Source organism: Microbacterium sp. BDGP8, assembly GCF_029991045.1.
GTDB lineage: Bacteria > Actinomycetota > Actinomycetes > Actinomycetales > Microbacteriaceae > Microbacterium > Microbacterium plantarum.
Genome location: NZ_CP120712.1, coordinates 225,611 through 251,587, shown reverse-complemented (window position 1 = coordinate 251,587; position 25,977 = coordinate 225,611). Strand labels below are relative to the sequence as shown.

Genomic DNA, 25,977 nt, shown 5'->3' with positions numbered 1-25,977 from the left:
AGGTGTGATGCAGGCGAACGGGATGCGCTCGTCGATACATGGATGTATCGACTTCAGTATCCCACGCGGGCGCCGCGCGAGCGTGGGCTCAGCCTGGGAGCAATCCCCCGATGACGATGCCGATCGCCGCAGCGATGACGGCCATGGCGAAGGTGCCGACGAGATTGACGATCGCCCAGTCGCGCCGGCCGCGCCGCATCAGCTGGACCGTGTCGACCGACACCGTGCTGAACGTCGTGTATCCGCCCAGCAAGCCGATGCCGAGGACGGCCAGCCAGTCGGGCGCGACGAGCGCGCCGAGTCCGGTCAGGAGCCCCAGCAGCCCGGAACCGGTGACGTTGATCACCAGGATGCCGACGGGGAAGGCATCGCGGCGCTCCCGCGTGAGGAGGACATCGAGGACGTACCGGATGCCGGCGCCTGCCCCGCCCGCGACCACCAGGGCCACGAGCATCCCGGCACTCACCCCGTTCATGCGGCATCCCTCTCGCGACGGGTACCGAGGGCCAGCCCGAGTGCCGCGGCGACGGCACCGCCGGCGAGGCTGACGGCGATGAGCGCGAGCCCGACGATCGGCGCGGCGGTGGCGACCTGGATCGACTGCACAGCGAAGGCGCTGTACGTCGTGAAGCCGCCGAGCACGCCGGTGCCGGCGAACGCGCGGAGCCGGGGCCGGCTGACCGCCCAGCGCCCGACGACGATGCCGAGCAGGAAGGACCCGAGCAGATTGCATCCGAGCGTGAGCGCGGGCACCGCGAGGGGGTGGGCCCATCCCGTGAACGGAAGAGTGAGCGCGGCTCGCGCGGCGACGCCGGCCGCACCGCCGATCACGACGAGGACCAGCGTGAGCGGCGAGATGCGCGCCCGCTCGATCACGTCGCCACCGTAGACCCCGGGATGGGTCGGCGGATGCCGCCACTCCGGGTCACACCTCGACTCATTTCCTATAGGATCGACGAAAGGTTCGCTCCCCCATCGCAGAGGAGAACGCAATGACGCGTCTGTTCAACGACCCCGACGAGTTCGTCGAGGACTCCGTCGCCGGTTTCGTCGCGGCCTCCGGCCGGTGGGTCCGCCCCGTCACGGGAGGTGTCGTCCGCTCGACCCGCGGCGCGGAGCCCACGGTCGCTGTCGTCGTGGGGGGCGGCAGCGGCCACTACCCCGCCTTCGCCGGGCTCGTCGGTCCCGGGCTCGCGCACGGCGCCGTGATGGGCAATTTGTTCGCGTCGCCGTCGGCCCACCAGGTGCGATCTGTGGCGAAGGCCGCGCACGAGGGCCGCGGAGTGCTCCTCAGCTACGGCAACTACGCCGGCGACGTCCTGCACTTCACCCAGGCTCAGGATCGTCTCCGCGAGGCGGGCATCGACTGCCGCACCGTGACGGTGACCGACGACATCTCCAGCGCTCCCCCGCACGAGCGTGAGAAGCGCCGCGGCATCGCCGGCGATCTCGTCGTCTTCAAGATCGCCGGCGCGGCCGCGGAGCAGGGCCACGACCTCGACGACGTCGAGCGCCTGGCGCGGCTCGCCAACGACCGCACCCGCTCTCTCGGTGTCGCCTTCGGCGGCTGCACCCTTCCGGGCGCGACCGAGCCGCTCTTCACCGTGCCGCAGGGACGCATGGCCGTAGGCCTCGGCATCCACGGTGAACCCGGCATCGACGAGGTCGACATCCCCACTGCGGCCGAGCTCGCGCAGCTGCTCGTCGAGCGGCTGCTCGCTGAGCGGCCCGACGACGCCGCCCCGACCGGTCGCGTGGTGCCGATCCTGAACGGACTCGGCTCGGTGAAGTACGAGGAGCTCTACGTCGTTTACGGCTCCGTCGATCGGTTGCTGACCGAAGCGGGAGTCGAGGTCGTTTCGCCCGAAGTCGGCGAGTTCTGCACGAGCTTCGACATGGCCGGCGTCTCGCTCACCCTCCTCTGGCTCGACGACGAGCTCGACCGGCTGTGGCACGCGTCGTGCGATACCCCCGCATTCCGTCGAGGCTCGGTCGACGGCCGCGTCGCGGTGACGACCGTCGCCGACGACGACGATGAGACCGAGGCGATCGGGCCGGCCGGGGAAGAGTCGCGTCGCGCAGCCACCGTCGTCGCCCACGCGCTCGACGCCGTCGCTGCGATGCTCGATGACCAGGCCGACGAGCTCGGACGCATCGACCGCATCGCGGGCGACGGCGACCACGGCATCGGCATGCAGCGCGGCAGTCGCGCGGCCGCGGCCGCCGCCTCACGTGCCGTCACCGCCGGCGCGGGCGCGCGAACGGCACTGCAGCACGCAGGCGAGGCGTGGGCTGACAAGGGCGGCGGCACGTCGGGCGCGATCTGGGGCGAGATGCTCGTCGACCTCGGCGCCGCCCTCGGCGATGACGACGCGGTCGACGCCTCGGCCCTGTCCGCGGGCGTGGGACGCATGAAGGATGCCGTGATGTCGTTCGGCAAGGCCACGGTCGGCGACAAGACGATGATCGACGCGATCGTTCCCTTCGCCGACACGCTCCGCGACCGACTCGCTCAGGGCGATGCACTGCTCGACGCGTGGGCGACGGCCGCCGACGCCGCACAGGCCGCCGCCGAGGCGACCGCCCAGCTCACCGCCCGACTCGGCCGCGCCCGTACGCACGGCGACCGCAGTCTCGGCACCCCCGATCCCGGCGCGGTCTCGTTCGCGCTGGTCACCCGCACGGTTCTCGATGTCCTGAAGGAGGACGCCTGACATGGCACTGCGACTGATCGTCGGCTCGGATGACGCCGGCTACGAGTACAAGGAACGCATCAAGGCCGACCTGGAGGCGAACCCCCTCGTCGCCGAGGTCATCGACGTCGGTGTCGACGCCGACAGCCACACCAACTATCCGGCAGTCGCGACCGCCGCCGCGGAGCGTGTGCGCGACGGCGAGGCCGACCGCGCGATCCTCATCTGCGGCACGGGGCTCGGCGTCGCGATCGCGGCGAACAAGGTCTCCGGCATCCGCGCCGTCACGGCGCACGACTCGTACTCGGTCGAGCGATCGATCCTGTCGAACGACGCCCAGGTGCTGTGCATGGGCCAGCGCGTCGTGGGGATCGAGCTGGCGCGGCGCCTCGCAGCGGAATGGCTCACCTACACCTTCGACACCTCGAGCGCCTCGGCCGAGAAGGTGCGCGAGATCTGCGCATACGAAGAGGGGTGAGGTCCGCCCGATGATCATCGGCGCGAGCCTCAAGACCTATTTCTCGCACTCCCGCACGCTGGCCTGGGTCTCGGAGGTCGCGGCGATCCTCGACGAGCATCCCGCACGCGATCGCGTCACGACTTTCGTCGCGCCGCAGTTCCCCTCGATCCCCGGCGCTCTCGAACGCGCGGGGCGCCTGGCGGTCGGGGCGCAGGACCTCGCCGTTCATGACGCCGGCGCGTACACCGGCGAGGTCTCGGGTGCCGTGCTCGCCGAGCTCGGATGCCGCTACGCCGAGGTCGGCCATGCCGAGCGGCGCCGCCTGTTCGGCGAGACCGAGAGCGTGGTGTCGGCGAAGACCCACGCCGCGCTGCGGAACGGCCTCGTCCCGGTCGTCTGCGTCGGCGAGGAGGACAAGGCGGGGCTCGATGCCGCGATCGCGACCTGCGCGCAGCAGGTGCGCAGTGCCCTCCGGGATGCCGACGGCGCAGGCGCCACCGGCGCAGTAGTGATCGCCTACGAGCCGCTCTGGGCGATCGGGGCGCCGGCGCCCGCGACATCCGACCACATCCGGTCGGTCTGCTCGGGACTGAGATCGCGAATAGACGCCGCCGGCCGCGAGGTCTCGATCATCTACGGCGGCAGTGCGGGGCCCGGTCTGCTCTCGACCATCTCCGACGACGTCGACGGCCTGTTCCTCGGCCGGTTCGCGCACGACCCGCGCGCAGTTCGTGACATCCTCGATGAGGTGGACGCCCTCTCGGGGTGAGGTGCGCTCCGTGCGAACCGGAAGAGGGACGATGACCGCATCACGGGATGGCAACCTGCTGGGACTCGATGCGACGATCGAGCGGCGGGGCCTGCGCGACCACGTCTACGAGCGCATCCTCCAGCTGCTGCTCAGCGGCGAGGCGGTTCCCGGCCGCCGCCTGTCGATCGACACGATCGCGCGTCAGCTGGACGTGTCGCAGACCCCGGTGCGCGAAGCGCTCGTGCAGCTCGAGCGCACGGGTCTCGTCACGCGCGAGGCGCTGCGCGGCTACCGAGTCGCCCCGCCCCTCGGACTCGATCAGCTGCGCGAGCTCTTCGACGCCCGCATCATGCTCGAGACGCATGCCACGCGCCTCGCGACGCCCGCCTCGCCCCAGATGATCGGCGAGTTGCGCGCCGCGGAGGAGGAGCACCGCAGCATCGGCAAGCGTGTCATCGAGGCCCTGAACGCCGGCGCGGCCGACCTCGAGCTGACTGCGGCCTACTTCGTCGCGGACGCCGCGTTCCATCGGGTCGTGTTCGACCACTGCGGCAACCGGTATCTCACCGAGATGTCCGAGACCCTCGGAGCCCAGCTGCACCGGATGCGGCAGTCGGTCCGGCACGGTGTGACCGACGTGCGCGAGGCGATCGCCGAGCACGAGGCTCTCGTCGACGCGTTCGCAACGGGCGACCCCGACGCTCCCGAGCGGTCGATGCTCCATCACCTCGAGCAGGTGCGCCAGCGATCGCTCGGGCTCGAGCAGGCCTGAGCTCCTCGCCGCGAACTCCCTCTTGCAGCGTTCTCTATTTCCTATAGGATCTACGGGAGTCCTCGTCGGACACGCTCGCCAATGGAGTCGTCATGAACGCAACGTCGCACCCGTCCGCCCCTACGCCCGGCCCGATCGCGGTCTGCATGCACGGCTTCTCCCCCGTCGCCGCGGATGGGACCCGCCTGCACGACGCCGACGCCGAGACCTGGGACGGCGTGTTCTCGCAGGTCGAGCGGCTCGGCTTCACAGCGATCGAGATCGCGGACAGCCACATCCGCCCGTCTGAGCTGACCGCGTCCCGCCGGGCCGAACTGAAGTCCATCGCGACGAGCCACGGGGTCGATCTCGTCTCGGTGCACGTGCAGCGACAGAGCGTCATCCAGCCGGGCAAGGGCGAGGAGAACCTCGCGTACGCGCACCGCGCGATCGACGCGGCGGCCGAACTCGGCATGAGCGTGTTCTCGACCGGACTCCATCAGCCCTTCAGCGAGGCCCAGCGCGCCGCCCTGTGGTTCTGGACCGCGCCGGGCCCGGTCGACCCCGATGACGCCGACACCCGCGCACTCGCGGTCCGACGCCTGCGCGAACTCGGCGAGCACGCGGCATCCGTCGGCCTGCCGATGTCGCTGGAGATGTATGAGGACACCTACCTCGGCACCGCCGACAGCGCTGTGCGCCTCATCGAGGAGATCGGGCTCGACAACGTCGGCCTCAACCCCGACATCGGCAACCTCGTGCGCCTGCACCGCCCCATCGAGGACTGGCGCGAGATGCACGAGAAGACCCTCCCCTACGCGAACTACTGGCACATGAAGAACTACGCGCGCGACGAGGCCGCCGACGGCAGCTGGCAGACCTCGACGCCGACCAGCATGGAGCTCGGCCTCATCAACTACCGGGCGATGGTCGCCCGCGCGCTCGAGCTCGGGTTCCGCGGCCCGTTCCTCATGGAGCAGTACGGCGGCGACAGCCTCGGGGTGTGCGCCCGCAACCGCGACTACCTGACCTCCCTGCTTCCGGCGACCGCCGGAGCCTGACCGACACCGACGAGGAGAACGTCATGACCGAGAACGAACGCCCCGTGTACGCGGTGGTGGGCAGCGGCTACATGGGCGGCGGCATCGCGCAGTCGCTCGCCCTGTCCGGCGCCGACGTGCGCATCGCCGACGTCGACATCGAAGTCGCCCGCGGCAACCGCGACCGCCTCATCGCCGAGGCCGCGCAGTTCGCCGCCGACGGCCTGTTCCCCGCCGACGCCAGCGCCGTCATCGCCGAGCGCATCACGGCGATGACGATCGAGGATGCCGTCGCCGGCGCCTCCTTCATCGAAGAGGCCGTGCCCGAGAAGATCGAGATCAAGCACGCGACCCTCCGCCGCATCTCGGCGGCGGCCGCGCCCGACGCGATCATCGGCAGCAACACCTCGACGATCCTCATCGGCCGCCTCGCCGAAGCCGTGACCGAGCCCGGCCGCTTCCTCGGCGTGCACTTCTCCAACCCCGCCCCCTTCATCCCCGGCGTCGAGCTGATCCCGCACGCCGGCACCGATGAGGCGGTCCTCCCCGTCGTCGAGGCCATCGTCGCCGCGACGGGCAAGGAGACCGCGCGGGTCAAGGACGCGACCGGGTTCGTGCTCAACCGCCTGCAGTACGCGCTCTTTCACGAGGCGACGCAGCTGGTCGAGGAGGGCGTGGCCACGCCGGAGGACATCGACACCATCGTGCGCACGACCTTCGGCTTCCGCCTGCCCTTCTTCGGGCCGTTCGCGATCGCCGACATGGCCGGACTCGACGTGTACGCCTTCTGCTACGCGTCGCTGCAGACGGAGTTCCCCGAGCGGTTCGCGACACCGCCCATCCTCGACCGGCTCGTCTCGGCCGGGAAGCTCGGCACTAAGTCCGGCGCCGGGTTCCTCGACGTCCCCGCCGAGCGCACGCCCGAGCTCATCGCCTACCGCAACAAGGCGTACGTCGCGATGAAGAAGCTCATCGACGAGCTCGGCCCCGCCCCCATCCACCCCGCACAGGACTGAGAGAACACGCCATGGCATCCGTCTTCCCCGCTGAGCGCACCGTCATCCTGACCGGCGCCGCGAGCCCCCGGGGCATCGGCCGCACGACCGCCTTCCACCTGGCCGAGCGCGGCTGGCACATCGGCATCGTCGACGTCGACGCCGCGGCCGCCGAGCGCACCGCCGCCGAGGTCGCCGAGGCCCACGGCGTGCGGGCCGTCGGCGTCGGCGCGAACGTGGCCGACCGCGAGCAGGCCGTCGCCGCGATCGACGCTCTCGAGGCCTCGCTGCCCCAGATCGTCGCCCTCGTGAACTTCGCCGGCGTCTCGTCCCCGATCCCCTACCTCGAGGTCACCCCCGAGGAATGGCACCGCGTCGAATCGATCAACCTCGACGGCGTGCACTGGGTCACGCAGCGCGTCGCCCGGACGCTCGTCGCGAACGGCGTGGGCCGCCTTGTGGGCATCTCCTCGGTGTCGGCGCAGCGAGGCGGCGGCACCTTCTCGAAGACGCCCTACTCGGCGGCGAAGGCGGGCGTGATCGGTCTGATGCGCTCCGTCGCGCGCGAGCTCGGGCCGCTCGGCATCACGGCGAACGTCGTCTCGCCCGGCCCGATCGACACCGACATCATGGGCGGAACGCTGACGGAGGAGCGCAAGACGGCTATGGCCGCCGACGGCGTCCTGCCGCGCATCGGCACCCCCACCGACATCGCCGCGGCGGTGGCGTACCTGATCAGCGAGGACGCCGGATTCGTGACGGGCCAGACCCTGAACGTCGACGGTGGCCTCTACATGCACTGAGGCTCCCGTGAACCGCAACTGGACGCGCGGGCGCCTCGGGTTCCTGGCCATCGGGGTGATCTGCGTGGTCGTCGGCCTCGTCCTGATCATCCCCTCACTCGGCGGCTGAGCCGCCACCTCGTCACCTCGTAACACCTCACACGAACTCGAAGGAGAGTCACTGTGTCCTCATCGGACTACGGTCCCGCGACGCGGGCCAACGTCACGGTCGCGAACGAGCTGCTGAGCAGCCCGCACCTGGCGAGCGGCATCAAGAAGGCCACCTACCGGCTCATGCCGATGCTGATCATCCTGTACTTCGTCGCGTTCCTCGACCGCACGAACGTCGGGTTCGCCGAGTCCGCCCTCGAGGTCGACCGAGGCATCTCGGCGGGTGCCTACGCCCTCGGAGCCGGCATCTTCTTCATCGGATACGCCCTCTTCGAGATCCCCTCGAACCTGCTGCTCGACAAGTTCGGCGCGCGCTTCTGGCTCGCCCGGATCGCCGTCACCTGGGGCATCGTCGCCTCGCTGTTCGCCTTCGTCAACGGCGAGACGATGTTCATCGTGCTGCGCTTCCTCCTGGGCGTGACGGAGGCCGGCCTGTTCCCCGGCGTGATCATGTTCCTCGCGCAGTGGTTCCCCAACAAGCGCCGCGTGCAGATGTTCGCGCTGTTCTACCTCGCGCAGCCGTTCTCGCAGATGCTCGGCGCCCCGCTGTCGGGCGGCCTGATCAGCATCGGCGACCAGGTCACCCCCTGGGCCGGCTGGCAGGTGATGTTCTTCGTCGAGGGCATGATGGCGGTCGTCGCCGGTATCGCGGCTCTGTTCTTCCTCGTCGATTCGCCGCAGAAGGCGAAGTTCCTCGACGACGACGAGAAGGCCGCACTGAAGGCGGTGATGGAGCACGAAGACACGGTGAAGGAATCCGATGGGCCCCGCGGCATCGGCGCGGCGCTCATCAGCTGGAAGGTCTGGTACTTCACGGTCATCTACTTCTGCCTGCAGATCGCCGTCTACGGCACCACGTTCTACCTGCCGCAGCAGGTGTCGAACCTCATCGGAGAGTCGGTCGGCTGGCAGGTGGGCCTCGTGTCCGCCATCCCGTGGGCGGTCGGCCTGTTCGCCTGCTACTACGTCGGCAAGCACGCCGACACGGTTCGCCGGCGTCGCGTCTGGGGTGCGCTGTTCTTCCTCGTGACGGGCTCGGCCATCCTGGTCTCGGCGTGGGCCGGGGCCAACGGACAGGGCCTGCTCGGCATCATCGCGATCACCGTCGCGGTCGCGGCGTTCCTCTCGACGGGCCCTATCACGTGGTCGTTCCCGACCTCGTTCCTCACCGGCGCGGCCGCCGCGGCCGGTATCGGTCTCATCAACTCCCTCGGCAACCTGGGCGGATTCGTCGCCCCGATCATGCGCACAGGGATCAACGAGGCCGTCCCGACCGAGAGCGGCGCGTGGGGCGTGGTGTCGCTGGGCCTGTTCGCGTTCCTCGCCGCCGTCATGATGTGGGCGACCCGGTTCTTCAGCTCGAAGGCCGACGCCCTCCTCACCTCGGGCGAGAGCAAGCGCCGCTGACGCATCGCCCGCTCTCGAACGGCCCGGTGTCGCCTCGCGCGGCCCGGGCCGTTTCGGCGCTGCGGTTGGATGTTGCGGTTCGGCGTGCTCGCGCGAGCCGCGCGTCAGCCGAGGACGAGCGAACGGATGGCCGTCTCGGGTGAGACCGTCATGTCGAGCAGCATCCCCGAGCGATATCGTTCGAACACGCGCGGGTCGATGTACGAGCTGCGCGCGACCGCGGGGGTGTTCCCCAGCGCCGTCGCGGCGGCGCGCACGGCTTCGACCTCGGCCTGATGCACGGCCCGGGCCGTCTCAGCGACGCCGATTCGTGCGAGGGCGTCCGCCGCGATGACGGTGCCGCGAAGAGTGCGGAAGTCCTTGGCGGTGAACGGGCCGCCCGTCAGCGCACGCACGTATGCGTTGACGTCGTTCGGGGTGAGTGGAACCCGCCGGCGCTGCCGCTGCCACGCGAGCAGCGGCGACGAGGGGCGCCCCTCGATCAGGAGCATGATGGCCGTGGCGAGGTCCGGGTCGGGGATCTCGAGCGCCTGGCGCTGTCCGCTCTTGCCCGAGAATGCCAGGCTCACGACGGTGTCGGCCACGGAGGCGTCGCGACGTCTCAGCGTCGTCAGCCCGCGGCTGCCGTGCTGCAGCAGGTAGCGCTGCGAACCGATGCGCAGCGCCGACCGGTCGAGCAGCCGGAATGCCGCGGCGAGGACGCGCTCGCGATCGAGGTCGGCGCGTCGCAACGACGCGGTCGCACGCGAGCGGGCACGTGGCAGGGATCCGGCGAGCTGCAGCGCCCGGGCGTACTTGCCCTTGTCACGACTGCGCGTCCAGTCCGGGTGGTAGATGTACTGTCGACGACCCGCATCGTCGGTTCCGACGACCTGGATGTGCCCCTGCGGATCCGCGCAGATCCAGACGTCCTTCCAGGCGGGCGGGATGACGATGCTGCGGATGCGGGCGAGGTCGCGCCGCCCGACCGCCCCGCCGTCGGCATCCGTGTACCGGAAGCCCTTGCCTGAGCGGATGCGCCGGATGCCGGCATCGACATCGGGCCGGACCCGGACGAGTCGGGCCACCTCAGTGGTTGCGCAGCATCAAGATGATCTGCGCCTTCTTCTTGCCGGAGTACCCGGAGATGCCGAGTTCCTTGGCGCGCTTCTTCAGCTCGTCGACGGTCCAGTCCTCGTAGTCGCCGGACTGTCCGCCCCGGCTGCCGACCTTCTTACGGCCGTCACGGGCGGCGGCGTTCGAGATGCGGGCAGCCTTCTCTTTCGAGGCGCCGTCCTCGCGCAGCTCCTCGTAGAGCTCGGGGTCTTTGAGACTGTTCGATCCGCGTCCCTGTGGCATGGCGGTCTCCCCTCTTCGTCAGGCTGACGCTACGACCGTCGCGAGGGTCGCCGCAGGTGCTTGACAGGCGTTCGCGAGAGGCCCTAACCCCACCCCACCCCACCCGCCGTTCGACCGCGACCCGACACAAAGGGCGCCTTCCTCGCCGCCGAGACGACCATGTGCGTCGGGTCGGCGCCTGGTGGAATACCACCACGGCGAATCCGTCGTCAAGGCCTCGGCACTCACGCTCGGCATTCTCTAACGTTGCGGTCAGCCCTTCACGGGGTCGGAACGTCTCGCAGTGGGACGGACATTGGGAGACAGACAAGGAGCCCCCATGAACATCTTCCTCATCATCATCATCGTCGTTGCGATCGTGCTCGCGATCGTCAGTGGCCTGAACAGCGCACTGAGCTGGCTGCTCTGGGTCGCCCTGATCGTCGGTGTGATCGCGCTCATCGCGTTCCTCTTCCGAGTGATCAGCGGCAACAAGCGCGTCTGACCGCCGCGCTGCGCGAACGCCTCCGCCTTCGGGTGGGGGCGTTCTGCATTTCCCGGAGCAGCGAACGAACGGCCCGTCGGCTCTAGACGAGTCGCGATATATCGTGTTACCGTCAGCAGACGCGATATATCGCGATCATGCGCGACGACCGTCGCCAGAGGAGAGGGAACGCCATGACACTGCAGAAATGGATCGTCCACCCGGAGGAGACCCGGGTGATCGACATCGACGACATTCGGAAGCTCAAGGTGAGCATGGTCGGGGGCCAGATCGACATCGTCGCCCACGACGAGCCCGGCGTCCGCATCGAGGTGCACGCCGTCACCGGCAAGGACCTGCGCATCGAGGCGACCGGCGACGTCGTGGAGATCGACCACCCGCAGTTGCGCTGGGACAACTTCACGCAGGTGTTCCGCAACTTCGGCTCCTCCGGCCCGAAGGCCGAGATCAGCGTCGCCGTCCCCCGCGGCACGGACCTCACGCTCGGCGTCGTCAGCGCGAGCGCGCTCGTGTCGGGCCTCACGGCCGATGCGCGGGTCAACACCGTCTCGGGCGACATCATCATCGACGGGATCACGGGTGATGTGAACGCGAACGCGGTCTCGGGCGACGTGCAGGCGCGCGAGCTGACCGGTGCGCTCACCGCGAAGTCCGTGTCGGGCGACGTGTCGGCTATCGGCGCCCTGCGCGCGGCCGACATCGACACGGTCTCGGGTGCCATGCTCGTCGACTCGTCCGGTCCGATCCAGTCGATCACGCTCCACACCGTGGGTGGCGACGCCACGGTTCGCCTCGAGGAGAGCCTGCCCGCGAACTACCAGGTGCGCAGCGTCAGCGGACGCGTGCTCATCGACGGCGTCGTGCGCTCCGGGCAGGGCGCCGGCCCGCTCACGAGCTTCACCGGTTCGACCGGTGAGCTCAGCGGCTCCTTCGTCGATGTCCGCACCAACTCGGTCTCGGGCGACCTCACCGTCCTGCGGCGCTCCGCCCCCGCGGCCACCGACGTCGCCGGCACCAGCGCGCCCGAGGTCGCAAGCGAGGCAGCACCCGAAGCCGCCCCGGTCGAGGACGCCGCGGACCGTCGCGAGGATCACTGACCATGCCGCCCGTCTTCTCACACGGCGACCTGCGTCTTTACCTGTTGTCGCTGCTCGACGAGTCGCCGCGGCACGGGTACGACCTCATGCAGGCCCTCACCGAGCGCACCGGCGGCACCTACTCGCCCAGCGCCGGCACGATCTACCCCCGCCTCGCCAAACTCGAGGACGAGGGACTCGTGACCAAGACCGTCGACGGCCGCAAGACGGTCTACGAGATCACGGATGCCGGTCGCGACGAGCTCTCGGCCCGCCGCCATGACCTCGACGGCATCCAGGCCGGCTTGGCGGACAGCATCCGCCTCATCGCCGACGAGGTCCGGGGCAGTGTGCGGGCGGCGATGAAGAGCCTCCAGGCCGACCTCGCCGCCGCCGCGAACGTCGACCACGAGACCGCCACGCGTCCGTCGCCGCCTGAAAATCCGCGCGCAGAGGCCCGCGCGCAGGCGCAACGAGCGGATGCCGCGATCGCCGAGTTCCGGGCGGACGTGAAGGCCGACCTGCGGTCGCACATCGCGCGCGACGGCGACGTCACGGCATCCGCCGTCGACGACCTCGTCGCCGCGCTCACCCAGACCCGGGAAGAGATGCTGCGGGCTTTGCGGGGCTGACGACGCACGGTGGCGCGCCGCACCGCGCCGAGGACCTCTGCTCCGGGCCGCTCAGGGCTCGGGCCAGAGGTCCTCGTCGTCCGCGGCGGTCTCACCCTGCGGCACGACGAGGATGGGCCGCCGCTGCCGATGCGCCAGCCGCGCCGCGACCGACCCCGTGAAGAACTCACGGATCGACTCGCCGATGCCCCGGCGACGCGTGCCGACCACGAGCAGCTTCGCGTCCAGCCGGTCGGCGAGGTGCTTGATGGCGAGCGCGGGATCCCCGACCAGCTGATGCACGGTCCACTCGACGGTCGACGACGCGAGCGCCTCAGCGGCGGCGGCGCGGATCTGCTCGAGCTGCGCCGCGCTCGAGACCGCCCCGAGGTCGATGGGAGCGGTGTGGACGTAGCCGTCGGGGTCCTCGTAGGTCACGAATCGCGTGACATCGACGTGCACCACGATGAGTCCGACACCGAGCATCGACGCATACCGGGCCGCCTCGACCACGACGCGGGGCGACTGCCCGGGAATGACTCCCGCGATGACGGGCGTCGACGGAAGACGACTTTCGTCGCCTGCGGAGTGCTGATCGGCCATGGTCGCCCCCTGTCTCAGCGGCGGCACCGGCGATGGCTCGGGGCCCCCGTGTTATTCTTGATGCTACTCTTCCCCGGCCCAGCGCCGGATCGTGAAATGCTCCGGGCACCGCTGAACAGCCCGTGACTCAGAAATGAGGGGGTCTCGCATGGGGCGTGGCCGTCAAAAGGCGAAGCACACCAAGATCGCGCGTGAGCTGAAGTACGACACCTACAATGTCAACTTCTCCTCGCTCGAGAAGGAGCTCGCTCATTCCGACGACGATCAGTACGTCGACAAGTGGGCTGACCAGTACTCCGACGAGTACGAGGACGAGAAGGCCTGACCGGGCTCATCACCATGCGCCGTGGCGCTGCTCCCACTCGTCTTCGATCGTGTGGGGGCGTGTGACGACGATCCCCGCGGGGATCGCAGCGAGCATCAGCACGCCGACCATGATCAGCGGGGCCGTCCATTCTCCCGTCGCCTCGTGCAGCAGCGCGAACGAGATGGGGAAGACCGCAGCAACGGCGTAGCCGACGCTCTGCGCGAATCCGCTGAGCGCGACCGTGCCCTCGTGCGTCCTCGTCTTGCGCTGGATGAACACCAGCGCAGCCGGGAACAGCATCTGCGGCGTGCCCAGCAGCACGACCCACAGCACGACGGCCGACCCGGGCGCGATGAGCAGTCCCGCGACGGCGACGAGCCCGGCCGACGCCGCGACGGCGTAGATCACGCCGAGCCGCTGCCAGCGCGTGATGACGAGCGGCACGATGATCGACCACGGCAACCCCATCGCGCCGAACAGCGCGAGGAGCGAACCGGCGGCGGCATGGGATACGCCCGCGAGGTCGACGAGGATGATCGGCAGCCACGCGAACGACGCATAGACGCTGGATGCCGACACCGCGAAGGTGACGGCGACGGCCCACGCCATCGGCAGGCGCACGAGGCGGCTGAGCACGTTCGGCGACGGGGTCGGGGCGATGACGGCATCCGCCGTGGCCGCCGCGATGCGCGACAGGCGCAGCGTCACGAGCCAGGGGATGACCGCGAGCACGGCGAACACCGACCACAGCCCGAGAGAGAACCGCCATCCCGCGGTGTCGGCGATCGGCACCGCGACGAGCGGCGGCACGAAGGCCGCCACAGCGAGCATCGTCGAGTAGACCGCCGTCATGGTCCCGACGCGGTCGGGGAAGTACGTCTTGATCAGCGGCGGCAGCACGACATTGCCGATGCTGATCGCGGCGAAGAGCACCGTCGTGGCGATGAGCAGGATGCCGGCATCCGGCGCCAGCGCTCGACCCAGCAGGGCAGCCGCAGCGACGACCATCGCGGCGACCGCGAGTCGCTGCAGGCCGAATCGCCGCTCGAGAATCGGAGTGATGACGCCGAAGACCGCGAAGCACACCGGCGGCGCCGCGCCGATGAGGCCGGCCACCCACGACGGCACGCCGAGGTCCGCGTCGATCTCGGTGAGGATCGGCGACAGCGACGCGACCGCCGAGCGCAGTGAGAAGGCGACGAGGATGACGCCGAGGAACGCGAGGACGCGTCCTCGCCAGAGCGAAGTCACGACTGCTGGGTGCCCTCGACCCAGTTCAGATACTCCTCGCTGACCGTTCCGGTGACGTAGCGCCCGTCGAAGCAGCTCATGTCTAGGTCGACGATGTCGGTGCCCTCGACGATCGCCGCCTTCAGGTCGTCGATCTCCTGGTACACGAGATAGTCGCAGCCGAGCTCCTCCGCGATCTCGGGGATCGTCCGGTCGTGGGCGATGAGCTCGTGACGCGAGGGCATGTTGATGCCGTAGACGTGCGGGTAGCGCACCGGCGGCGCGGCCGACGCGAACGTGACGCTCTTGGCACCGGCATCCCGGGCCATCTGGATGATCTCCTTCGACGTCGTGCCGCGCACGATCGAGTCGTCGATGAGGAGGACGTTCTTGCCCTTGAACTCGCTCGACATCGCGTTGAGCTTCTGGCGCACGCTCTTCTTGCGCACGGCCTGGCCCGGCATGATGAAGGTCCGGCCGACGTAGCGGTTCTTGTAGAAGCCCTCGCGGTACTCGATGCCGAGCTTGCGCGCGACCTGCATCGCCGCCGGACGCGATGAGTCGGGGATCGGCATGACGACGTCGATCGCACCCTGAGGGGTGTACTTGGCGATCGTGTCGGCGAGACGCTCGCCCATGCGCAGGCGGGCCTCGTAGACCGAGATGCCGTTCATGATCGAGTCGGGACGCGCGAGGTAGACGTACTCGAACGAGCACGGCGCGAGCTGAGTCTGCTGGGCGCACTGACGCGTGTGCAAAGTGCCGTCCGCGTCGATGAAGACCGCCTCGCCGGGCTCGACGTCGCGCACGACCTCGAAGCCGCCGTTCTCGAGCACGAGCGACTCGGATGCGACGGTCCACTCGTCGCGGCCGTTCTCGGCCCGGCGAGTGCCGAGGATGAGCGGACGGATGCCGAACGGGTCGCGGAAGGCCAGCAGGCCGTGACCGGCGATGAGGGCGATCGCGGCGTACGAGCCCTCGACGCGCTCGTGGACGCGTTCGACGGCCTGGAACACCTGGTCGGGGTCGAGGTCGAGGCCCGAGATCGTAGTCTGCAGCTCGTTGGCGAGCACGTTCACCAGCAGCTCCGTGTCGGAGCTGGTGTTGAGGTGGCGGCGGTCCTTGCGGAACAGCTCGTCGGTCAGCTCGCGCGTGTTGGTCAGGTTGCCGTTGTGCACCAGCACGATGCCGTACGGCGCGTTGACGTAGAAGGGCTGCGCCTCTTCTTCGCTCGACGCCGTGCCCTTCGTGGCGTAGCGGACGTGGCCGAGCCCGATGTTGCCGAGCAGCGAACGCATGTCACGCGTGCGGACCGCCTCGCGCACCTGGCCGTTGGCCTTGAAGATGTGGAAGACGCCGCTGTTCTCAGCGGTCGCGATTCCGGTCGAGTCCTGGCCGCGGTGCTGCAGCAGCAGGAGGGCGTCGTAGATCTCCTGGTTCGCCGGGGACTGCCCGACGATTCCGACGATTCCGCACATGGGGTGTCAGTTCGCTCCTGCTTCGCGGTACCCGCCGACGAGACGCACTGCTCCGCCGTCGACGCCCTTGGCGCCCTGTTCGTAGTCGCCCGCGGGACGCGGACCCGTCGAGACGACGCCGACCTGCCAGGTGTCGATGCCGTCCGCGCCGAGGGCCGCGATCGCGGCATCCGCTGCCGCCGGCGACACGACGGCGAAGAAGCCGATGCCGAGGTTCCAGGTGCCTTCGGTGCGCTCGAGCTCGAGGCCGCCGAGGTCGGCGAGGACGCGGAAGACCGGCGACGGCGACCAGGTCGCGCGATCGACGTCGACCCACGTGTCCTTCGGCAGGACGCGCGCGAGGTTCGCCGCGATACCGCCGCCCGTGACGTGGCTGAGGGAGTGGATGCCGTCGCCGAGCTCGCCGATCAGGCGCAGCAGCGGCGAGGTGTACAGGCGCGTCGGCTCGAGCAGCTGCTCGCCCCACGTGCGGCCGAAGTCGGCGGCCTGGTCGCCGTAGCCGATGCCCGCACCGGTGATGATGTGACGGATCAGCGAGTAGCCGTTGGAGTGCGGGCCGCTCGAGGCGAGCGCGAGCACGACGTCGCCGTCCCGCACCCGGTCGGCGCCCAGCACCTGCTCGGACTCCACGACTCCCGTCGCAGCACCCGCGACGTCGTAGTCGTTCACGCCCAGAAGACCCGGGTGCTCGGCCGTCTCGCCGCCGACGAGCGCGGTGCCCGTCGCAGAGCAGCCGTCGGCGATGCCGCGCACGATGTCGGCGATGCGCTCGGGCACGACCTTGCCGCACGCGATGTAGTCGGTCATGAAGAGCGGCTTCGCGCCGACCACGACGATGTCATCGACGACCATGCCGACCAGGTCCTGCCCGATCGTGTCGTGCTTGTCGATGGCCTGCGCGATCGCGACCTTCGTGCCGACGCCGTCGGTCGAGGTCGCCAGCAGCGGCTTCGTGTAGCCGAGCAGCGCGCTCGCGTCGAAGAGGCCGGCGAAGCCGCCGACACCCCCGAGGACTTCGTCGCCGTGGGTTCGCCGGACCGCCGACTTCATCAGTTCGACGGCGAGGTCTCCCGCCGCGGTGTCGACGCCGGCTTGGGTATAGGGATCAGTGGGACTCGAGGCCACGGCATCCAGAGTACCGGCCCGTGGAGCGCCCGAGCGCCGGGCGTGTCTCGCGGTCCCGAATCGGCCGGCGGCGTGCCGCAAACAGGCTCAGGTGAGCCAAGGGTTGCCAGCTGGGCGGTGGGGCGCAGTTCAGCCTGTTCGCGGAACCGCGGGCTGGGTGACCGCGGCGTCCCGCCGACCGGCGGAGCGCCCGCCCGCAGATAGGCCGCTCCGATGACCCGAACCGCCGCGCAGGCGCGACACACGCGCCGCAGACAGGCCCAGACGCGCCGAACCCCGCCCGCGCGGGCAGCGCGCCACCGCTCAGCCTGTTCGCGGCACAAGAGCCGGGCCCAACCGGGCACGGTCGGTGGGGCCCAACCGGTGGGCCCCAACCGGCGGGACCCAACCGGCGGGGCACGGTCGGTGGGGCACAGTCGGTGAGGCACGGCCGGACAGTCAGCTCCGGCGCTCGAGATCGGCGAGGGCACGCGGGTGTGCCGTCAACAGGCTCAGGTGTGCCGCACACCGCCCGGCGGGCGAGGTTGCACCGCTCAGCCTGTTCGCGGCACAACGCAGGGGCTCTCCTGGGCGGGACTACGCCCGTGCCCGCGGCTCAGATGCCCTGCCAGGCGGGCTTGTTGGCCCACGCGTGCCGGTAGTAGGGCGTCTGAGTCAGGGCGCTCGCGGCGGCCTCGTCGACGACGACCGTGACATGGGGATGCAGTTGCACGGCCGAGCCGGGCGCCGAGGTGCTGACCGGTCCCTCGACGGCGGCGGCGACGGCATCCGCCTTGGCCTCGCCGAAGGCCAGCAGCACGAGGTGGCGCGCGCGCAGGATGGTCCCGATGCCCTGGGTGATGCAGTGCATCGGCACATCGTCGGGCGAGTCGAAGAAGCGGGCGTTGTCGGCCCGAGTCTCCTCGGTGAGCGTCTTCACGCGCGTCAGCGAGGCGAGCGAGCTGCCCGGCTCGTTGAAGCCGATGTGCCCGGTGCGGCCGATGCCGAGGATCTGCAGGTCGACCCCACCGGCGGCGCGGATCGCGGCCTCGTACTGCTCCCCCGCGGTCTCGATGCCGTCGAGGTCACCGTGCGGCACCTCGATCCGGGCCGGGTCGAACCCGACGGGCTCGACGACCTCGCGCTCGATGACGCTGCGGTAGCTCTCCGGGTGGCCCGCAGGCAGTCCGACGTACTCGTCGAGCGCGAACCCGCGCACGCGCGACACGTCGACGCCCTCGCTGCGCACACGTTCCGCGAGATGCCGGTAGACCGCGAGCGGGGTCGACCCGGTCGCCAGCCCGAGCACGGCATCGGGGCGCCGCTGGATGAGGTCGACGATCGCGTCGCCGACGAGACGGCCCGCCTCCTGCTCGCTGGGGACGATGACGACTTCGGCCATGGCTCTTCCTTCTTTCGGTTCGGTCGGGAGGGCGGATGCCGGGGCTCGGCTCAGGCGAGCCCGAGGGTCTCCGACAGCACGAGGGCTGCGGCTCCCCGCAGTCGGAGGTCGCCGTGGGTCTCGGCGAGGCGCACGGTCAGGTCGTCGAAGAGGATCGGCAGCACGCGAGCTGCGATGGCTTCGCTCGCGGCGTCGATGAGCGCCCCCTCGATCAGCTCGGCCGGTCCGCTCAGCACGACGTCCGTCAGCCCGAGCGTCGCGACGAGCGGTGACAGCGCGATGCCGAGGCACCGCCCCGCCTCGCGGCGAACGTGCAGAGCGGCCTCGGCGTCGGGCGCCGCTGCGAGCCGAGCCTCGAGCTTCGGCACCGACAGCCAGGCCTCGAGGCATCCGGTGCGGCCGCACGCGCAGACGGGGCCCTCGCCCTCCGTCACGACGACGTGGCCGATCTCGCCCGCGGCCCAGTTGCGTCCGTGGACGACCGCGCCGTTCACGATCGCGGCGGCTCCGACGCCGGCGCCGATCCGGACGAGCAGCAGATCGTGATCGACCTTGCCGAAGCTCAGCTCGCCCATGCCCGCGGCGTTGAGCCCGTTGGTGACCGAGACCGGCAGACCGGTGCGGTCGAACAGGATGCCGCGGAGCGCGACGTCGTGCCAGTCCAGATGCGACGACTCGCGGACGACGCCCGCGCCGTCGACGACGCCCGGTGTCGAGACGCCGATCCCGAGGATCGGGGCCTCAGCCGTGCGGACCAGCCGGTCGATGAGGTCACCGAGCACGGCGAGCGCCTCGGCGCCGGTCGACCCGCCGCGCTCGACGACCTCGCGCGCGATGACGGTTCCCCCGAGGTCGACGACGGCGCCCTCGATCGTGTCGCCGCTCGAGATCGACACGGCGACCACGTTGCGCGACGACCTCGCCAGCGCGAGGGCCCGGGAGGGCGCGCCAGGCCCCGACCGGTGTCCGCGGCCGCTCTCGACGACGAGCTGCTCGTCGACGAGCTCACCGACCAGATCGGAGATCGTCACGCGCGAGAGTCCGGTCGCACGCGCGATGTCGGCGCGCGACAGCCCTTCCTCTCGGTGGAGCGCCTGCAGGACGAGGCGACGGTTGTTGCTGCGCGCGTCCTCGGGACGGATGCGGCGGCCGCGCGCCCTCGGCGAAGCAGCGCCTTCCGCTGACGTCGTAGTCATACGTTCCCCGATCGAGTACAGTTCCCGAGAAATAATTCGGAAACGTTCTTAACCAATACTGTCAGAACCCCGTTCCCTCGCGCACATCGGAGTGACCCGTGAAATTCTTCCAACGACTCGGCCGGTCGATCATGCTGCCGGTCGCCGTGCTTCCCGTCGCCGCCATCCTCATGGGCATCGGCAACTGGATCGACGCCGCTGCCGGCGAGAACATCGTCTCGACGTTCCTCCTCGCAGCCGGCGGCGCGATCCTCGACAACATGGCGCTCCTCTTCGCCATCGGCATCTCGATCGGCATGGCCAACAAGTCGGATGGCACTTCCGCTCTGGCGGGTCTCGTCTCGTGGCTCACCGTCACGACGCTCCTCGCCCCTGCCACCGTCGCTCAGTTCTTCGGCATCGCCGACGTCGCCGACGTCGATCCCGCGTTCACCAACATCAAGAACGTCTTCGTCGGCATCATCTGCGGCCTCATCGGCGCGTGGGCCTACAACCGGTTCAAGGACGTCAGGCTCCCGGACGCGCTGTCCTTCTTCTCGGGAAAGCGCTCCGTGGCGATCGTCACGGCCGGCATCTCGCTCGTCGTCGCCGCGGTGCTGTTCTTCGTCTGGCCCATCGTCTACACGGGCCTGGTCATCTTCGGCGAGTGGATCTCGACCCTCGGCCCCGTCGGCGCAGGGCTCTACGGCTTCTTCAACCGCCTCCTGATCCCGCTCGGGCTGCACCACGCTCTGAACTCGGTCTTCTGGTTCGACGTCGCCGGCATCAACGACCTCAACAACTTCCTCGCCGGCTCCAACGGCGACGGCGTCTTCGGGGTGACCGGTCAGTACATGACCGGCTTCTTCCCGATCATGATGTTCGGTCTGCCCGGCGCCGCCCTGGCGATGTACGTCACCGCCAAGACCAAGCGCAAGAAGATGGTGTCGGGCATCCTCCTCTCAGCCGCCGTCGCCTCGTTCTTCGTCGGCGTCACCGAACCGCTCGAGTTCACCTTCATGTTCCTCGCGCCGTGGCTGTACCTCGTCCACGCCGTCTTCACCGGCATCTCGGTCTTCATCGCCGCGCTGCTCCCGACCCGCATGGGCTTCGGCTTCTCGGCGGGCTTCATCGACCTGGTGCTCGGCTGGATGAACCCGCTGGCTCAGAACCCCTGGATGATCCCGATCATGGGCCTGTTCTGGTTCGCGGTCTACTTCGTGGTGTTCCGGTTCCTCATCCTGAAGTTCCGGCTGAAGACTCCGGGCCGTGAAGACGACGACGAGCTTGCAGCCGACATCGGCCCGGGAATCAACCGCGACGCGGGCTACGGCCCCACCGCGGAGAAGATGATCGCGGGCCTCGGCGGCAAGGACAACATCGTCCAGCTCGACAACTGCGCGACCCGCCTCCGCCTCGAGGTGGCCGACACGTCGCGCGTCGACAGCGACGCGCTCAAGCGCGCCGGCGCCGCGGGCACCATGATCTCCGGCGCCAAGTCGGTGCAGGTGGTCTACGGACTCAACGTGCAGTTCGTGAAGGATGCGATGGACGACGTGCTCGCCGGCCGCGAGGTCGAGCCGCCCGCGGCATCCTCGGCGCCGCAAGGCGCGGGCGCCGTGACGACCACCGCTCCCGCGATCGTCCGACTGCGTCAGCCCGTCGCGGGCAGGGTCGTGCCGCTCGCGGAGGTTCCCGACCCGATGTTCTCGCAGGGGACGATGGGCCCGGGCCTCGCGATCGATCCGACCGGCGACACCGTCGTCGCGCCCGCCGACGGGACCGTGACCACGGTGTTCCCCACGGGGCACGCCGTGGGGATGACCCTCGACGACGGCACCGAGCTGCTGATCCACGTGGGCATCGACACCGTCGACCTCAAGGGCCGTGGGTTCCAGGCGCTCGTCCAGCAGGGTGAGGGCGTGCACGCGGGACATCCGTTGCTCCGCATCGACACGGGCGTCATCCGCGGCGCGGGCTACTCCCCCATCACGCCGGTCATCGTGCTGAACAACGAGCACGCGACGGTCGAGTTCGAGTGACACCTCGGCCGGTGTCGGGCATCATCGCCTCGGCACCGGCCGCGACCCGCCACCCCAGCTCTAAACTGGCGCCATGAGTGCGGCGAAGACTCCCGAATGGGTGGTGCGGGAGGATGCCGCGCCCTCGGTCATCGTCGCGCTGTACCTGCGTCAGGTGCTCGGCATCCGCACTCCGGATGAGCTGCCCCACCTGCGTGGGATCGAGCCGACACCCGTCGAGCGCGACCCCGAGACGCAGGCCGAGCTCGAGCGGCAGTGGCGAGCGTACTGGGAGATGACGGTCGAGCCGCTCGCGCATCCCTCCCCCGTGCCGCTCGACCTGGTCGAGGGTTTCGACACGCTCGTCGCGTTGCCCACCGAGGGATTGGAACAGCTCGAGCACGCCATGCGTCCGCATGCGGCCGAGGCGGTCGCCTTCGCGCGTGACGTGCACGCCCGCTACACGGCGCGCTCTTCGGGCGCCGGCGCCGTCGCCTACCGCGCGTACGCCGGGGCGCTCGCCCAGCACGAGCGCCGCATCGGCCGGCGGGCGCACTCGTTCGAGCTGAACGTGCAGGTGCTGCCGTTGAGCCAGCGCGGCGTGTGGTGGATCGGCGCGCTCACGATCGCCGTCACCGACGGTCTGCGCAGCGACGTCGTGGCCTTCGACGCCGCGATCGCGCCGATCATCGCCGAGATCGCCTGACCTCGCGCGATCCCGCATCCGTGGTGCGCGGCGCGTGAAGCGCACTTGCGTGAATGAGGCGCGGTTCGAACTGCGGCCGACGTGCGAAAGTGCGCCTGACCCGGGTCAGGCGTTGTCGACGGTGCGGACGCGCTCGTGCAGGATACGCACCTCGCGCGTGCGCCGACGCGCGGCGCGGTCAAGCACGAGGGCGATGACGCCCGCGATCGCCATGCACGCCGGGATGGCGCCGAGCGCGATGAAGCCGAAGACCTGACCCGCGGAGTACTGCAGGCCGGTGTTGGTGCTGACTCCCTCATCCGGGATGCCGAACGTCAGGGCCAACGCCACGATGATTCCCGCAGCGGCCCCGAGCAGGAGGAACACGCTGTACTTGGGCACGCGACGCACGCGCGCCGACTCGACCCGTTCGGTGATCTCCTCAGCCATGACTCCATTGTCGCACCGCCCGAGCGATGCCCGGGCGGTGCGACGAGAGGGCTCAGCGAGTCGTCAGAGCGCGCTGCGGCGACGACGCGTGAACGACACGGCGAGCGCGCCGATCAGCAGCATCCCGGCACCCAGCCACAGGGTGTCGACGGGCGCCTGTCCACCGGTCGCGGCGAGGGTCGCGTCGGTCGATGCGTCGCACGGCACCTTGGCGCCGAGCGGGAACGTGATGCTCACCGGGTCGAGCGCCTCACCCGCCGAGTAGAAGCCGGCGAAGGCCTCGGCCCCCGCGGCCGTCAGCGTGGCCGATGCGCCTGTCCAGCTGATCCGATTCGCCGTCGTCGTGGCGGCGGGCAGCGAGAGCGTCGCGAAGACGACGCCGCTCGCGTTCACGTCGGGCGACCCGTTGTATCCCTTGGACTGCACGTTCACGATCAGCGAGGCGATGTTCGCGCCGGTGATCTGCACGCGCGGGTTCGACAGGGTCATGTCGAGCAGACCGCTGTGGCCGGTGTAGTGCACCGAGCCGCCGAAGCTGACACGACCGCGATCGTTCTCGGGGCTGTACGCACCCGAGCCGGTGCCCCAGCCGCCGGAGATCTCTCCCTTGGCGATCGGGCCCGTGATGTACGAGCGGTACGACTCCTTCACACCCCAGTCGATCGTCGCTCCCGAGACCGACCGGGCGACGCACGACGGTGCGGCCGGCGACTCGACGGCTGCGGCGACAGCGGCAGCCGTGACCCGGAAGGGTGCGGATGCCGCGACGACGCCGCCGACGCTGAGCTCGAGCGTGTGGTCGCCCGTCGCGAACCCGGCGGGAACCGCCCACGAGAACGACACGCGTCCGCCGGCATCCGCCGTCGCCGTGCCGATGGTGACCGGCTCGGAATGCGCGACGGCCGTCACGACGTCACCGGGCGCGAAGCCGCCGCCGGTGAACTCGAGCACGCCACCCTGGGCGACCGTAGCCGAGCCCGCGAACGCGACGAACGGGGCCGTCGGCACCGCGACGGTGACGTCGGCGAAGGCGTCGAGCGTCCGGTCGGTCATCGACAGCTCGTGCGCCGCGGATGTGGCGACGTGGTAGCTCTTCGTCGGGTCGAGCGAGCCCGCGGGAATCGTCAGCTCGACGGTGAAGGCACCACCGACGATCGAGCCCGGGCGCACCCAGGCCAGCTGCACCCAGCCCTCGGCGGGCAGGGGCCCTGCCCCGGCCCAGAGCGACTTCTCGCCGAAGCCGACGTACGCGCCGTTGACGGCGCTGTCGCCGACGAAACCGCTGCCCGCGACCGTGAGCGTGTTGGCCACGGCCGGGTCGAGGTCGGCGTTCGGGGTGACCGTGATTCTCGGGCTCTTCGTCGGCTCGGGCTGCGGCGCGACCTCGGCCCACGTCACCGGGACGAAGAGCTCGTTGTCGGGCTGCAGACCCTGCGACTTCTCGTTGCCGAAGGTGAAGACGCCGAGGCGGTAGTCGTCGCCGGGGCGCTTCTCGTTCGCGGACTTCTCATCGACCCGGACGGTCCACGTGAAGTCGACCGTGCCATCGGCGTTCTCGGTCCACGGGAGGTTGGCGTCGCCGGTCGGATCGCCCGACACGCGGACGTATGAGACCGACGGGCGCGCGGCATCCGCGGCACCGTCGGTGGGCTTCCAGGTCTCGGCGACCCAGCCGAAGCGCAGCGCGAAGCCGGCGCCGACCTCGCTCTGGCGGTAGTTGCGTCCCTCGACGGTCAGCGTGGCACCGCTCGGGTCGACATCCGTGTTCGGCGTGACCGTGAGGGTGGGGGCGGGGAGCGGCTCGGCCGGCGTCGTGGCCGCGAACGACACCACGGCCTTCGCGTCCTGCGTGCGGTTGGTCATGCCGGTGTGATCGGCGATCGTGTAGACCGCCGTCGTCTCGCCCTTCGGCGCGACCGTCAGCGTGGTCTCGAACGAACCGTCCTCCGCGAACTTCACCATCGTCGCCGTGGTGGGGTTCGAGGTGACGAGCTTCGCGCCTCTCGTGCATCCCGCCGCGATGAAGGCGAAGTCGACCTCGGCGAGCGGGCGGTCGGTGCACGTCGTGAGGTAGATCGGCTGAGCCGGGTCGTAGCCCGTGCCCGTGACGGTGATCTCCTCGCCCGCGGGGTCGAGCCCCGTCGACTTCGAGAGCGTGAGCGTGGGCACCCGCGCCGGAGTCTCGGGCTCGCTCGCCTTCGCGGTGACCGCGTAGCTCAGCGCCGGTGCGGTCGAGGCGGAGTAGGCCGTGGCGTCGGCCGGGGTGAACGCGGCCGCGATGCTGTGCGTGCCGACGGCGAGCGACGAGGTGACGATGCTCGCGACGCCCCCGTCGACCGGAGCCGAGCCGAGCGACGCGTCACCGGCCGTGAACGAGACCGACCCGGATGCCGCCGGCGAGACCGTCGCCGTCAGGGTGACGTCGGCGCCCTCGACGGCCGTTCCATCGGGTGAGGCCGACAGGGTCGTCGTGGTCGACTCGGCGACGACCGGGAAGAGCGCGGCCCAGTCGATCGAGACGTCGGCGCGGGCGAGGAGGTTCGCCTCGGTGGGGAACGAACGAGACGGCCACGAGATGACCTCGTAGGCCTTCGTGCGATCGAGCTCGCTCGCGATCTGCTCGAGGCTTCCGGTGATCTCGCCCGCGGCGGAGACGTCGAGCGAGGCGTTGGGCGTGGTCGCCTGGTCGACCGTCAGGTCGCCCTTCTCGACGAGGGCGACGTAGGCGTGCCGGCTCGGCTGACCCGGGTACTGGGGAGCGACCTCGAAGCCGGTGCCGGTGACGGCGACCGTGATCTTCTCGTTCGCGACGACGGTGGTCGACGTCGTCAGGGTGGGGCCGGCGGCCGTTGCCGGCGCGGCGACGCCGACGACGGCGGCCATGGCGACGAGCGCGCCGGTCAGCACGCTCGCGAGCGGACGCTGCAGCGCCGCCCTCCTGGTTCTCAGCATGGGAACCCTCC

General features: G+C 70.1%; 26 protein-coding genes. 14 read left to right on the top strand and 12 right to left on the bottom strand.

Annotated elements, in window-relative coordinates:
* Positions 1-88: 88 nt before the first annotated feature.
* Both P6897_RS01275 and P6897_RS01270 read right to left on the bottom strand, forming a co-directional pair.
* Positions 89-475, bottom strand: a complete 387-nt coding sequence (locus P6897_RS01275) for a CrcB family protein (protein WP_348997232.1) — start codon at positions 473-475, stop codon at positions 89-91.
* Entirely contained in the window at positions 472-876 is a 405-nt protein-coding gene (locus P6897_RS01270) for a CrcB family protein (RefSeq protein WP_282501854.1), read from the bottom strand. The genes P6897_RS01275 and P6897_RS01270 overlap by 4 nt, the downstream gene beginning before the upstream one ends.
* Positions 877-992: 116 nt before the next feature.
* On the opposite strand from P6897_RS01270, the gene P6897_RS01265 reads away from it, so the two are divergent.
* From P6897_RS01265 to P6897_RS01230, 8 genes are all read left to right on the top strand, one after another.
* Entirely contained in the window at positions 993-2,714 is a 1,722-nt protein-coding gene (locus P6897_RS01265; RefSeq protein ID WP_282501853.1) for a dihydroxyacetone kinase family protein, read from the top strand.
* A 1-nt stretch (position 2,715) separates the two neighbouring features.
* A complete protein-coding gene (locus P6897_RS01260) occupies positions 2,716-3,171 on the top strand; it encodes a ribose-5-phosphate isomerase (RefSeq protein ID WP_282501852.1) in 456 nt (151 codons plus the stop codon).
* Between the two features lie 10 nt (positions 3,172-3,181).
* Positions 3,182-3,922, top strand: coding sequence for a triose-phosphate isomerase family protein (locus tag P6897_RS01255; RefSeq protein ID WP_282501851.1), 741 nt, complete (start codon positions 3,182-3,184; stop codon positions 3,920-3,922).
* A gap of 31 nt (positions 3,923-3,953) precedes the next feature.
* Positions 3,954-4,676, top strand: coding sequence for a GntR family transcriptional regulator (locus tag P6897_RS01250; RefSeq protein WP_282501850.1), 723 nt, complete (start codon positions 3,954-3,956; stop codon positions 4,674-4,676).
* 92 nt (positions 4,677-4,768) lie between these two features.
* A complete protein-coding gene (locus P6897_RS01245) occupies positions 4,769-5,716 on the top strand; it encodes a sugar phosphate isomerase/epimerase family protein (RefSeq protein WP_282501849.1) in 948 nt (315 codons plus the stop codon).
* A gap of 23 nt (positions 5,717-5,739) precedes the next feature.
* Positions 5,740-6,711, top strand: coding sequence for a 3-hydroxyacyl-CoA dehydrogenase family protein (locus P6897_RS01240; RefSeq protein WP_282501848.1), 972 nt, complete (start codon positions 5,740-5,742; stop codon positions 6,709-6,711).
* Positions 6,712-6,722: 11 nt separating this feature from the next.
* Entirely contained in the window at positions 6,723-7,493 is a 771-nt protein-coding gene (locus P6897_RS01235) for an SDR family oxidoreductase (protein ID WP_282501847.1), read from the top strand.
* Positions 7,494-7,655: 162 nt separating this feature from the next.
* Positions 7,656-9,050, top strand: a complete 1,395-nt coding sequence (locus P6897_RS01230) for an MFS transporter (protein WP_269266903.1) — start codon at positions 7,656-7,658, stop codon at positions 9,048-9,050.
* A 104-nt stretch (positions 9,051-9,154) separates the two neighbouring features.
* Here P6897_RS01230 and P6897_RS01225 read toward each other — a convergent pair whose 3' ends face one another.
* Together P6897_RS01225 and P6897_RS01220 are read right to left on the bottom strand one after the other, a co-directional pair.
* The gene (locus P6897_RS01225; RefSeq protein WP_282501846.1) at positions 9,155-10,117 is read right to left on the bottom strand and encodes a DNA topoisomerase IB; all 963 of its coding nucleotides are present in this window, start codon (positions 10,115-10,117) and stop codon (positions 9,155-9,157) included.
* Position 10,118: 1 nt separating this feature from the next.
* Positions 10,119-10,388 (bottom strand): Rho termination factor N-terminal domain-containing protein, encoded by a 270-nt coding sequence (locus tag P6897_RS01220; protein ID WP_274178122.1) that lies wholly within the window; start codon positions 10,386-10,388, stop codon positions 10,119-10,121.
* A 319-nt stretch (positions 10,389-10,707) separates the two neighbouring features.
* Here P6897_RS01220 and P6897_RS01215 point away from each other — a divergent pair, with 319 nt between their 5' ends.
* The 3 genes from P6897_RS01215 to P6897_RS01205 all read left to right on the top strand — a co-directional run bounded on the left by P6897_RS01215 (position 10,708) and on the right by P6897_RS01205 (position 12,580).
* Positions 10,708-10,872 (top strand): hypothetical protein, encoded by a 165-nt coding sequence (locus tag P6897_RS01215; protein ID WP_023953086.1) that lies wholly within the window; start codon positions 10,708-10,710, stop codon positions 10,870-10,872.
* 173 nt (positions 10,873-11,045) lie between these two features.
* The gene (locus P6897_RS01210; protein WP_282501845.1) at positions 11,046-11,969 is read left to right on the top strand and encodes a DUF4097 family beta strand repeat-containing protein; all 924 of its coding nucleotides are present in this window, start codon (positions 11,046-11,048) and stop codon (positions 11,967-11,969) included.
* A gap of 2 nt (positions 11,970-11,971) precedes the next feature.
* Complete coding sequence (locus tag P6897_RS01205) at positions 11,972-12,580, top strand: PadR family transcriptional regulator (protein WP_282501844.1); 609 nt, start codon at positions 11,972-11,974, stop codon at positions 12,578-12,580.
* A gap of 51 nt (positions 12,581-12,631) precedes the next feature.
* Here P6897_RS01205 and P6897_RS01200 read toward each other — a convergent pair whose 3' ends face one another.
* On the bottom strand, positions 12,632-13,162 hold the full coding sequence (locus tag P6897_RS01200) for a universal stress protein (protein ID WP_269266898.1): 531 nt from the start codon (positions 13,160-13,162) through the stop codon (positions 12,632-12,634).
* Positions 13,163-13,310: 148 nt separating this feature from the next.
* Here P6897_RS01200 and P6897_RS01195 point away from each other — a divergent pair, with 148 nt between their 5' ends.
* Positions 13,311-13,487, top strand: a complete 177-nt coding sequence (locus P6897_RS01195; protein WP_023953093.1) for a DUF3073 family protein — start codon at positions 13,311-13,313, stop codon at positions 13,485-13,487.
* 9 nt (positions 13,488-13,496) lie between these two features.
* Here the strand turns inward: P6897_RS01195 and P6897_RS01190 are convergent, their stop codons facing one another.
* The 5 genes from P6897_RS01190 to P6897_RS01170 all read right to left on the bottom strand — a co-directional run bounded on the left by P6897_RS01190 (position 13,497) and on the right by P6897_RS01170 (position 19,879).
* Entirely contained in the window at positions 13,497-14,720 is a 1,224-nt protein-coding gene (locus P6897_RS01190; RefSeq protein WP_282501843.1) for an MFS transporter, read from the bottom strand.
* A complete protein-coding gene (purF, locus tag P6897_RS01185) occupies positions 14,717-16,177 on the bottom strand; it encodes an amidophosphoribosyltransferase (RefSeq protein ID WP_112615803.1) in 1,461 nt (486 codons plus the stop codon). The genes P6897_RS01190 and purF overlap by 4 nt, the downstream gene beginning before the upstream one ends.
* Before the next feature lie 6 nt (positions 16,178-16,183).
* Entirely contained in the window at positions 16,184-17,302 is a 1,119-nt protein-coding gene (purM, locus tag P6897_RS01180; protein WP_274178118.1) for a phosphoribosylformylglycinamidine cyclo-ligase, read from the bottom strand.
* A gap of 595 nt (positions 17,303-17,897) precedes the next feature.
* Positions 17,898-18,683 carry a glucosamine-6-phosphate deaminase gene (gene nagB, locus P6897_RS01175; protein ID WP_282501842.1) on the bottom strand — a complete coding sequence of 262 codons (786 nt, stop codon included), beginning with the start codon at positions 18,681-18,683 and terminating at the stop codon, positions 17,898-17,900.
* Positions 18,684-18,733: 50 nt separating this feature from the next.
* Positions 18,734-19,879: an ROK family transcriptional regulator gene (locus P6897_RS01170; RefSeq protein ID WP_064955170.1), complete on the bottom strand. Its 1,146-nt coding sequence runs from the start codon at positions 19,877-19,879 to the stop codon at positions 18,734-18,736.
* A 98-nt stretch (positions 19,880-19,977) separates the two neighbouring features.
* On the opposite strand from P6897_RS01170, the gene nagE reads away from it, so the two are divergent.
* Together nagE and P6897_RS01160 are read left to right on the top strand one after the other, a co-directional pair.
* Positions 19,978-21,900: an N-acetylglucosamine-specific PTS transporter subunit IIBC gene (gene nagE / locus P6897_RS01165; RefSeq protein ID WP_282501841.1), complete on the top strand. Its 1,923-nt coding sequence runs from the start codon at positions 19,978-19,980 to the stop codon at positions 21,898-21,900.
* 73 nt (positions 21,901-21,973) lie between these two features.
* Positions 21,974-22,585, top strand: a complete 612-nt coding sequence (locus P6897_RS01160) for a zinc-binding alcohol dehydrogenase (protein ID WP_269266888.1) — start codon at positions 21,974-21,976, stop codon at positions 22,583-22,585.
* Between the two features lie 105 nt (positions 22,586-22,690).
* Here P6897_RS01160 and P6897_RS01155 read toward each other — a convergent pair whose 3' ends face one another.
* Both P6897_RS01155 and P6897_RS01150 read right to left on the bottom strand, forming a co-directional pair.
* The gene (locus tag P6897_RS01155; RefSeq protein WP_269266887.1) at positions 22,691-23,014 is read right to left on the bottom strand and encodes a potassium transporter Trk; all 324 of its coding nucleotides are present in this window, start codon (positions 23,012-23,014) and stop codon (positions 22,691-22,693) included.
* 63 nt (positions 23,015-23,077) lie between these two features.
* Positions 23,078-25,966 (bottom strand): HtaA domain-containing protein, encoded by a 2,889-nt coding sequence (locus tag P6897_RS01150; RefSeq protein ID WP_282501840.1) that lies wholly within the window; start codon positions 25,964-25,966, stop codon positions 23,078-23,080.
* Positions 25,967-25,977 lie beyond the last annotated feature (11 nt).

Excerpts from the sequence above, each read along its gene's own strand:
- P6897_RS01170 (WP_064955170.1), bottom strand. The coding sequence starts at position 19,879 with ATGACTACGACGTCAGCGGAAGGCGCTGCTTCGCCGAGGGCGCGCGGC.
- P6897_RS01160 (WP_269266888.1), top strand. The coding sequence starts at position 21,974 with ATGAGTGCGGCGAAGACTCCCGAATGGGTGGTGCGGGAGGATGCCGCG.
- P6897_RS01200 (WP_269266898.1), bottom strand. The coding sequence starts at position 13,162 with ATGGCCGATCAGCACTCCGCAGGCGACGAAAGTCGTCTTCCGTCGACG.
- P6897_RS01235 (WP_282501847.1), top strand. The coding sequence starts at position 6,723 with ATGGCATCCGTCTTCCCCGCTGAGCGCACCGTCATCCTGACCGGCGCC.
- P6897_RS01260 (WP_282501852.1), top strand. The coding sequence starts at position 2,716 with ATGGCACTGCGACTGATCGTCGGCTCGGATGACGCCGGCTACGAGTAC.
- P6897_RS01215 (WP_023953086.1), top strand. The coding sequence starts at position 10,708 with ATGAACATCTTCCTCATCATCATCATCGTCGTTGCGATCGTGCTCGCG.
- P6897_RS01255 (WP_282501851.1), top strand. The coding sequence starts at position 3,182 with ATGATCATCGGCGCGAGCCTCAAGACCTATTTCTCGCACTCCCGCACG.
- P6897_RS01250 (WP_282501850.1), top strand. The coding sequence starts at position 3,954 with ATGACCGCATCACGGGATGGCAACCTGCTGGGACTCGATGCGACGATC.
- nagB (WP_282501842.1), bottom strand. The coding sequence starts at position 18,683 with ATGGCCGAAGTCGTCATCGTCCCCAGCGAGCAGGAGGCGGGCCGTCTC.
- P6897_RS01245 (WP_282501849.1), top strand. The coding sequence starts at position 4,769 with ATGAACGCAACGTCGCACCCGTCCGCCCCTACGCCCGGCCCGATCGCG.
- P6897_RS01275 (WP_348997232.1), bottom strand. The coding sequence starts at position 475 with ATGAACGGGGTGAGTGCCGGGATGCTCGTGGCCCTGGTGGTCGCGGGC.
- P6897_RS01265 (WP_282501853.1), top strand. The coding sequence starts at position 993 with ATGACGCGTCTGTTCAACGACCCCGACGAGTTCGTCGAGGACTCCGTC.
- purF (WP_112615803.1), bottom strand. The coding sequence starts at position 16,177 with ATGTGCGGAATCGTCGGAATCGTCGGGCAGTCCCCGGCGAACCAGGAG.
- P6897_RS01240 (WP_282501848.1), top strand. The coding sequence starts at position 5,740 with ATGACCGAGAACGAACGCCCCGTGTACGCGGTGGTGGGCAGCGGCTAC.
- P6897_RS01155 (WP_269266887.1), bottom strand. The coding sequence starts at position 23,014 with ATGGCTGAGGAGATCACCGAACGGGTCGAGTCGGCGCGCGTGCGTCGC.
- P6897_RS01220 (WP_274178122.1), bottom strand. The coding sequence starts at position 10,388 with ATGCCACAGGGACGCGGATCGAACAGTCTCAAAGACCCCGAGCTCTAC.
- P6897_RS01205 (WP_282501844.1), top strand. The coding sequence starts at position 11,972 with ATGCCGCCCGTCTTCTCACACGGCGACCTGCGTCTTTACCTGTTGTCG.
- P6897_RS01210 (WP_282501845.1), top strand. The coding sequence starts at position 11,046 with ATGACACTGCAGAAATGGATCGTCCACCCGGAGGAGACCCGGGTGATC.
- P6897_RS01150 (WP_282501840.1), bottom strand. The coding sequence starts at position 25,966 with ATGCTGAGAACCAGGAGGGCGGCGCTGCAGCGTCCGCTCGCGAGCGTG.
- P6897_RS01195 (WP_023953093.1), top strand. The coding sequence starts at position 13,311 with ATGGGGCGTGGCCGTCAAAAGGCGAAGCACACCAAGATCGCGCGTGAG.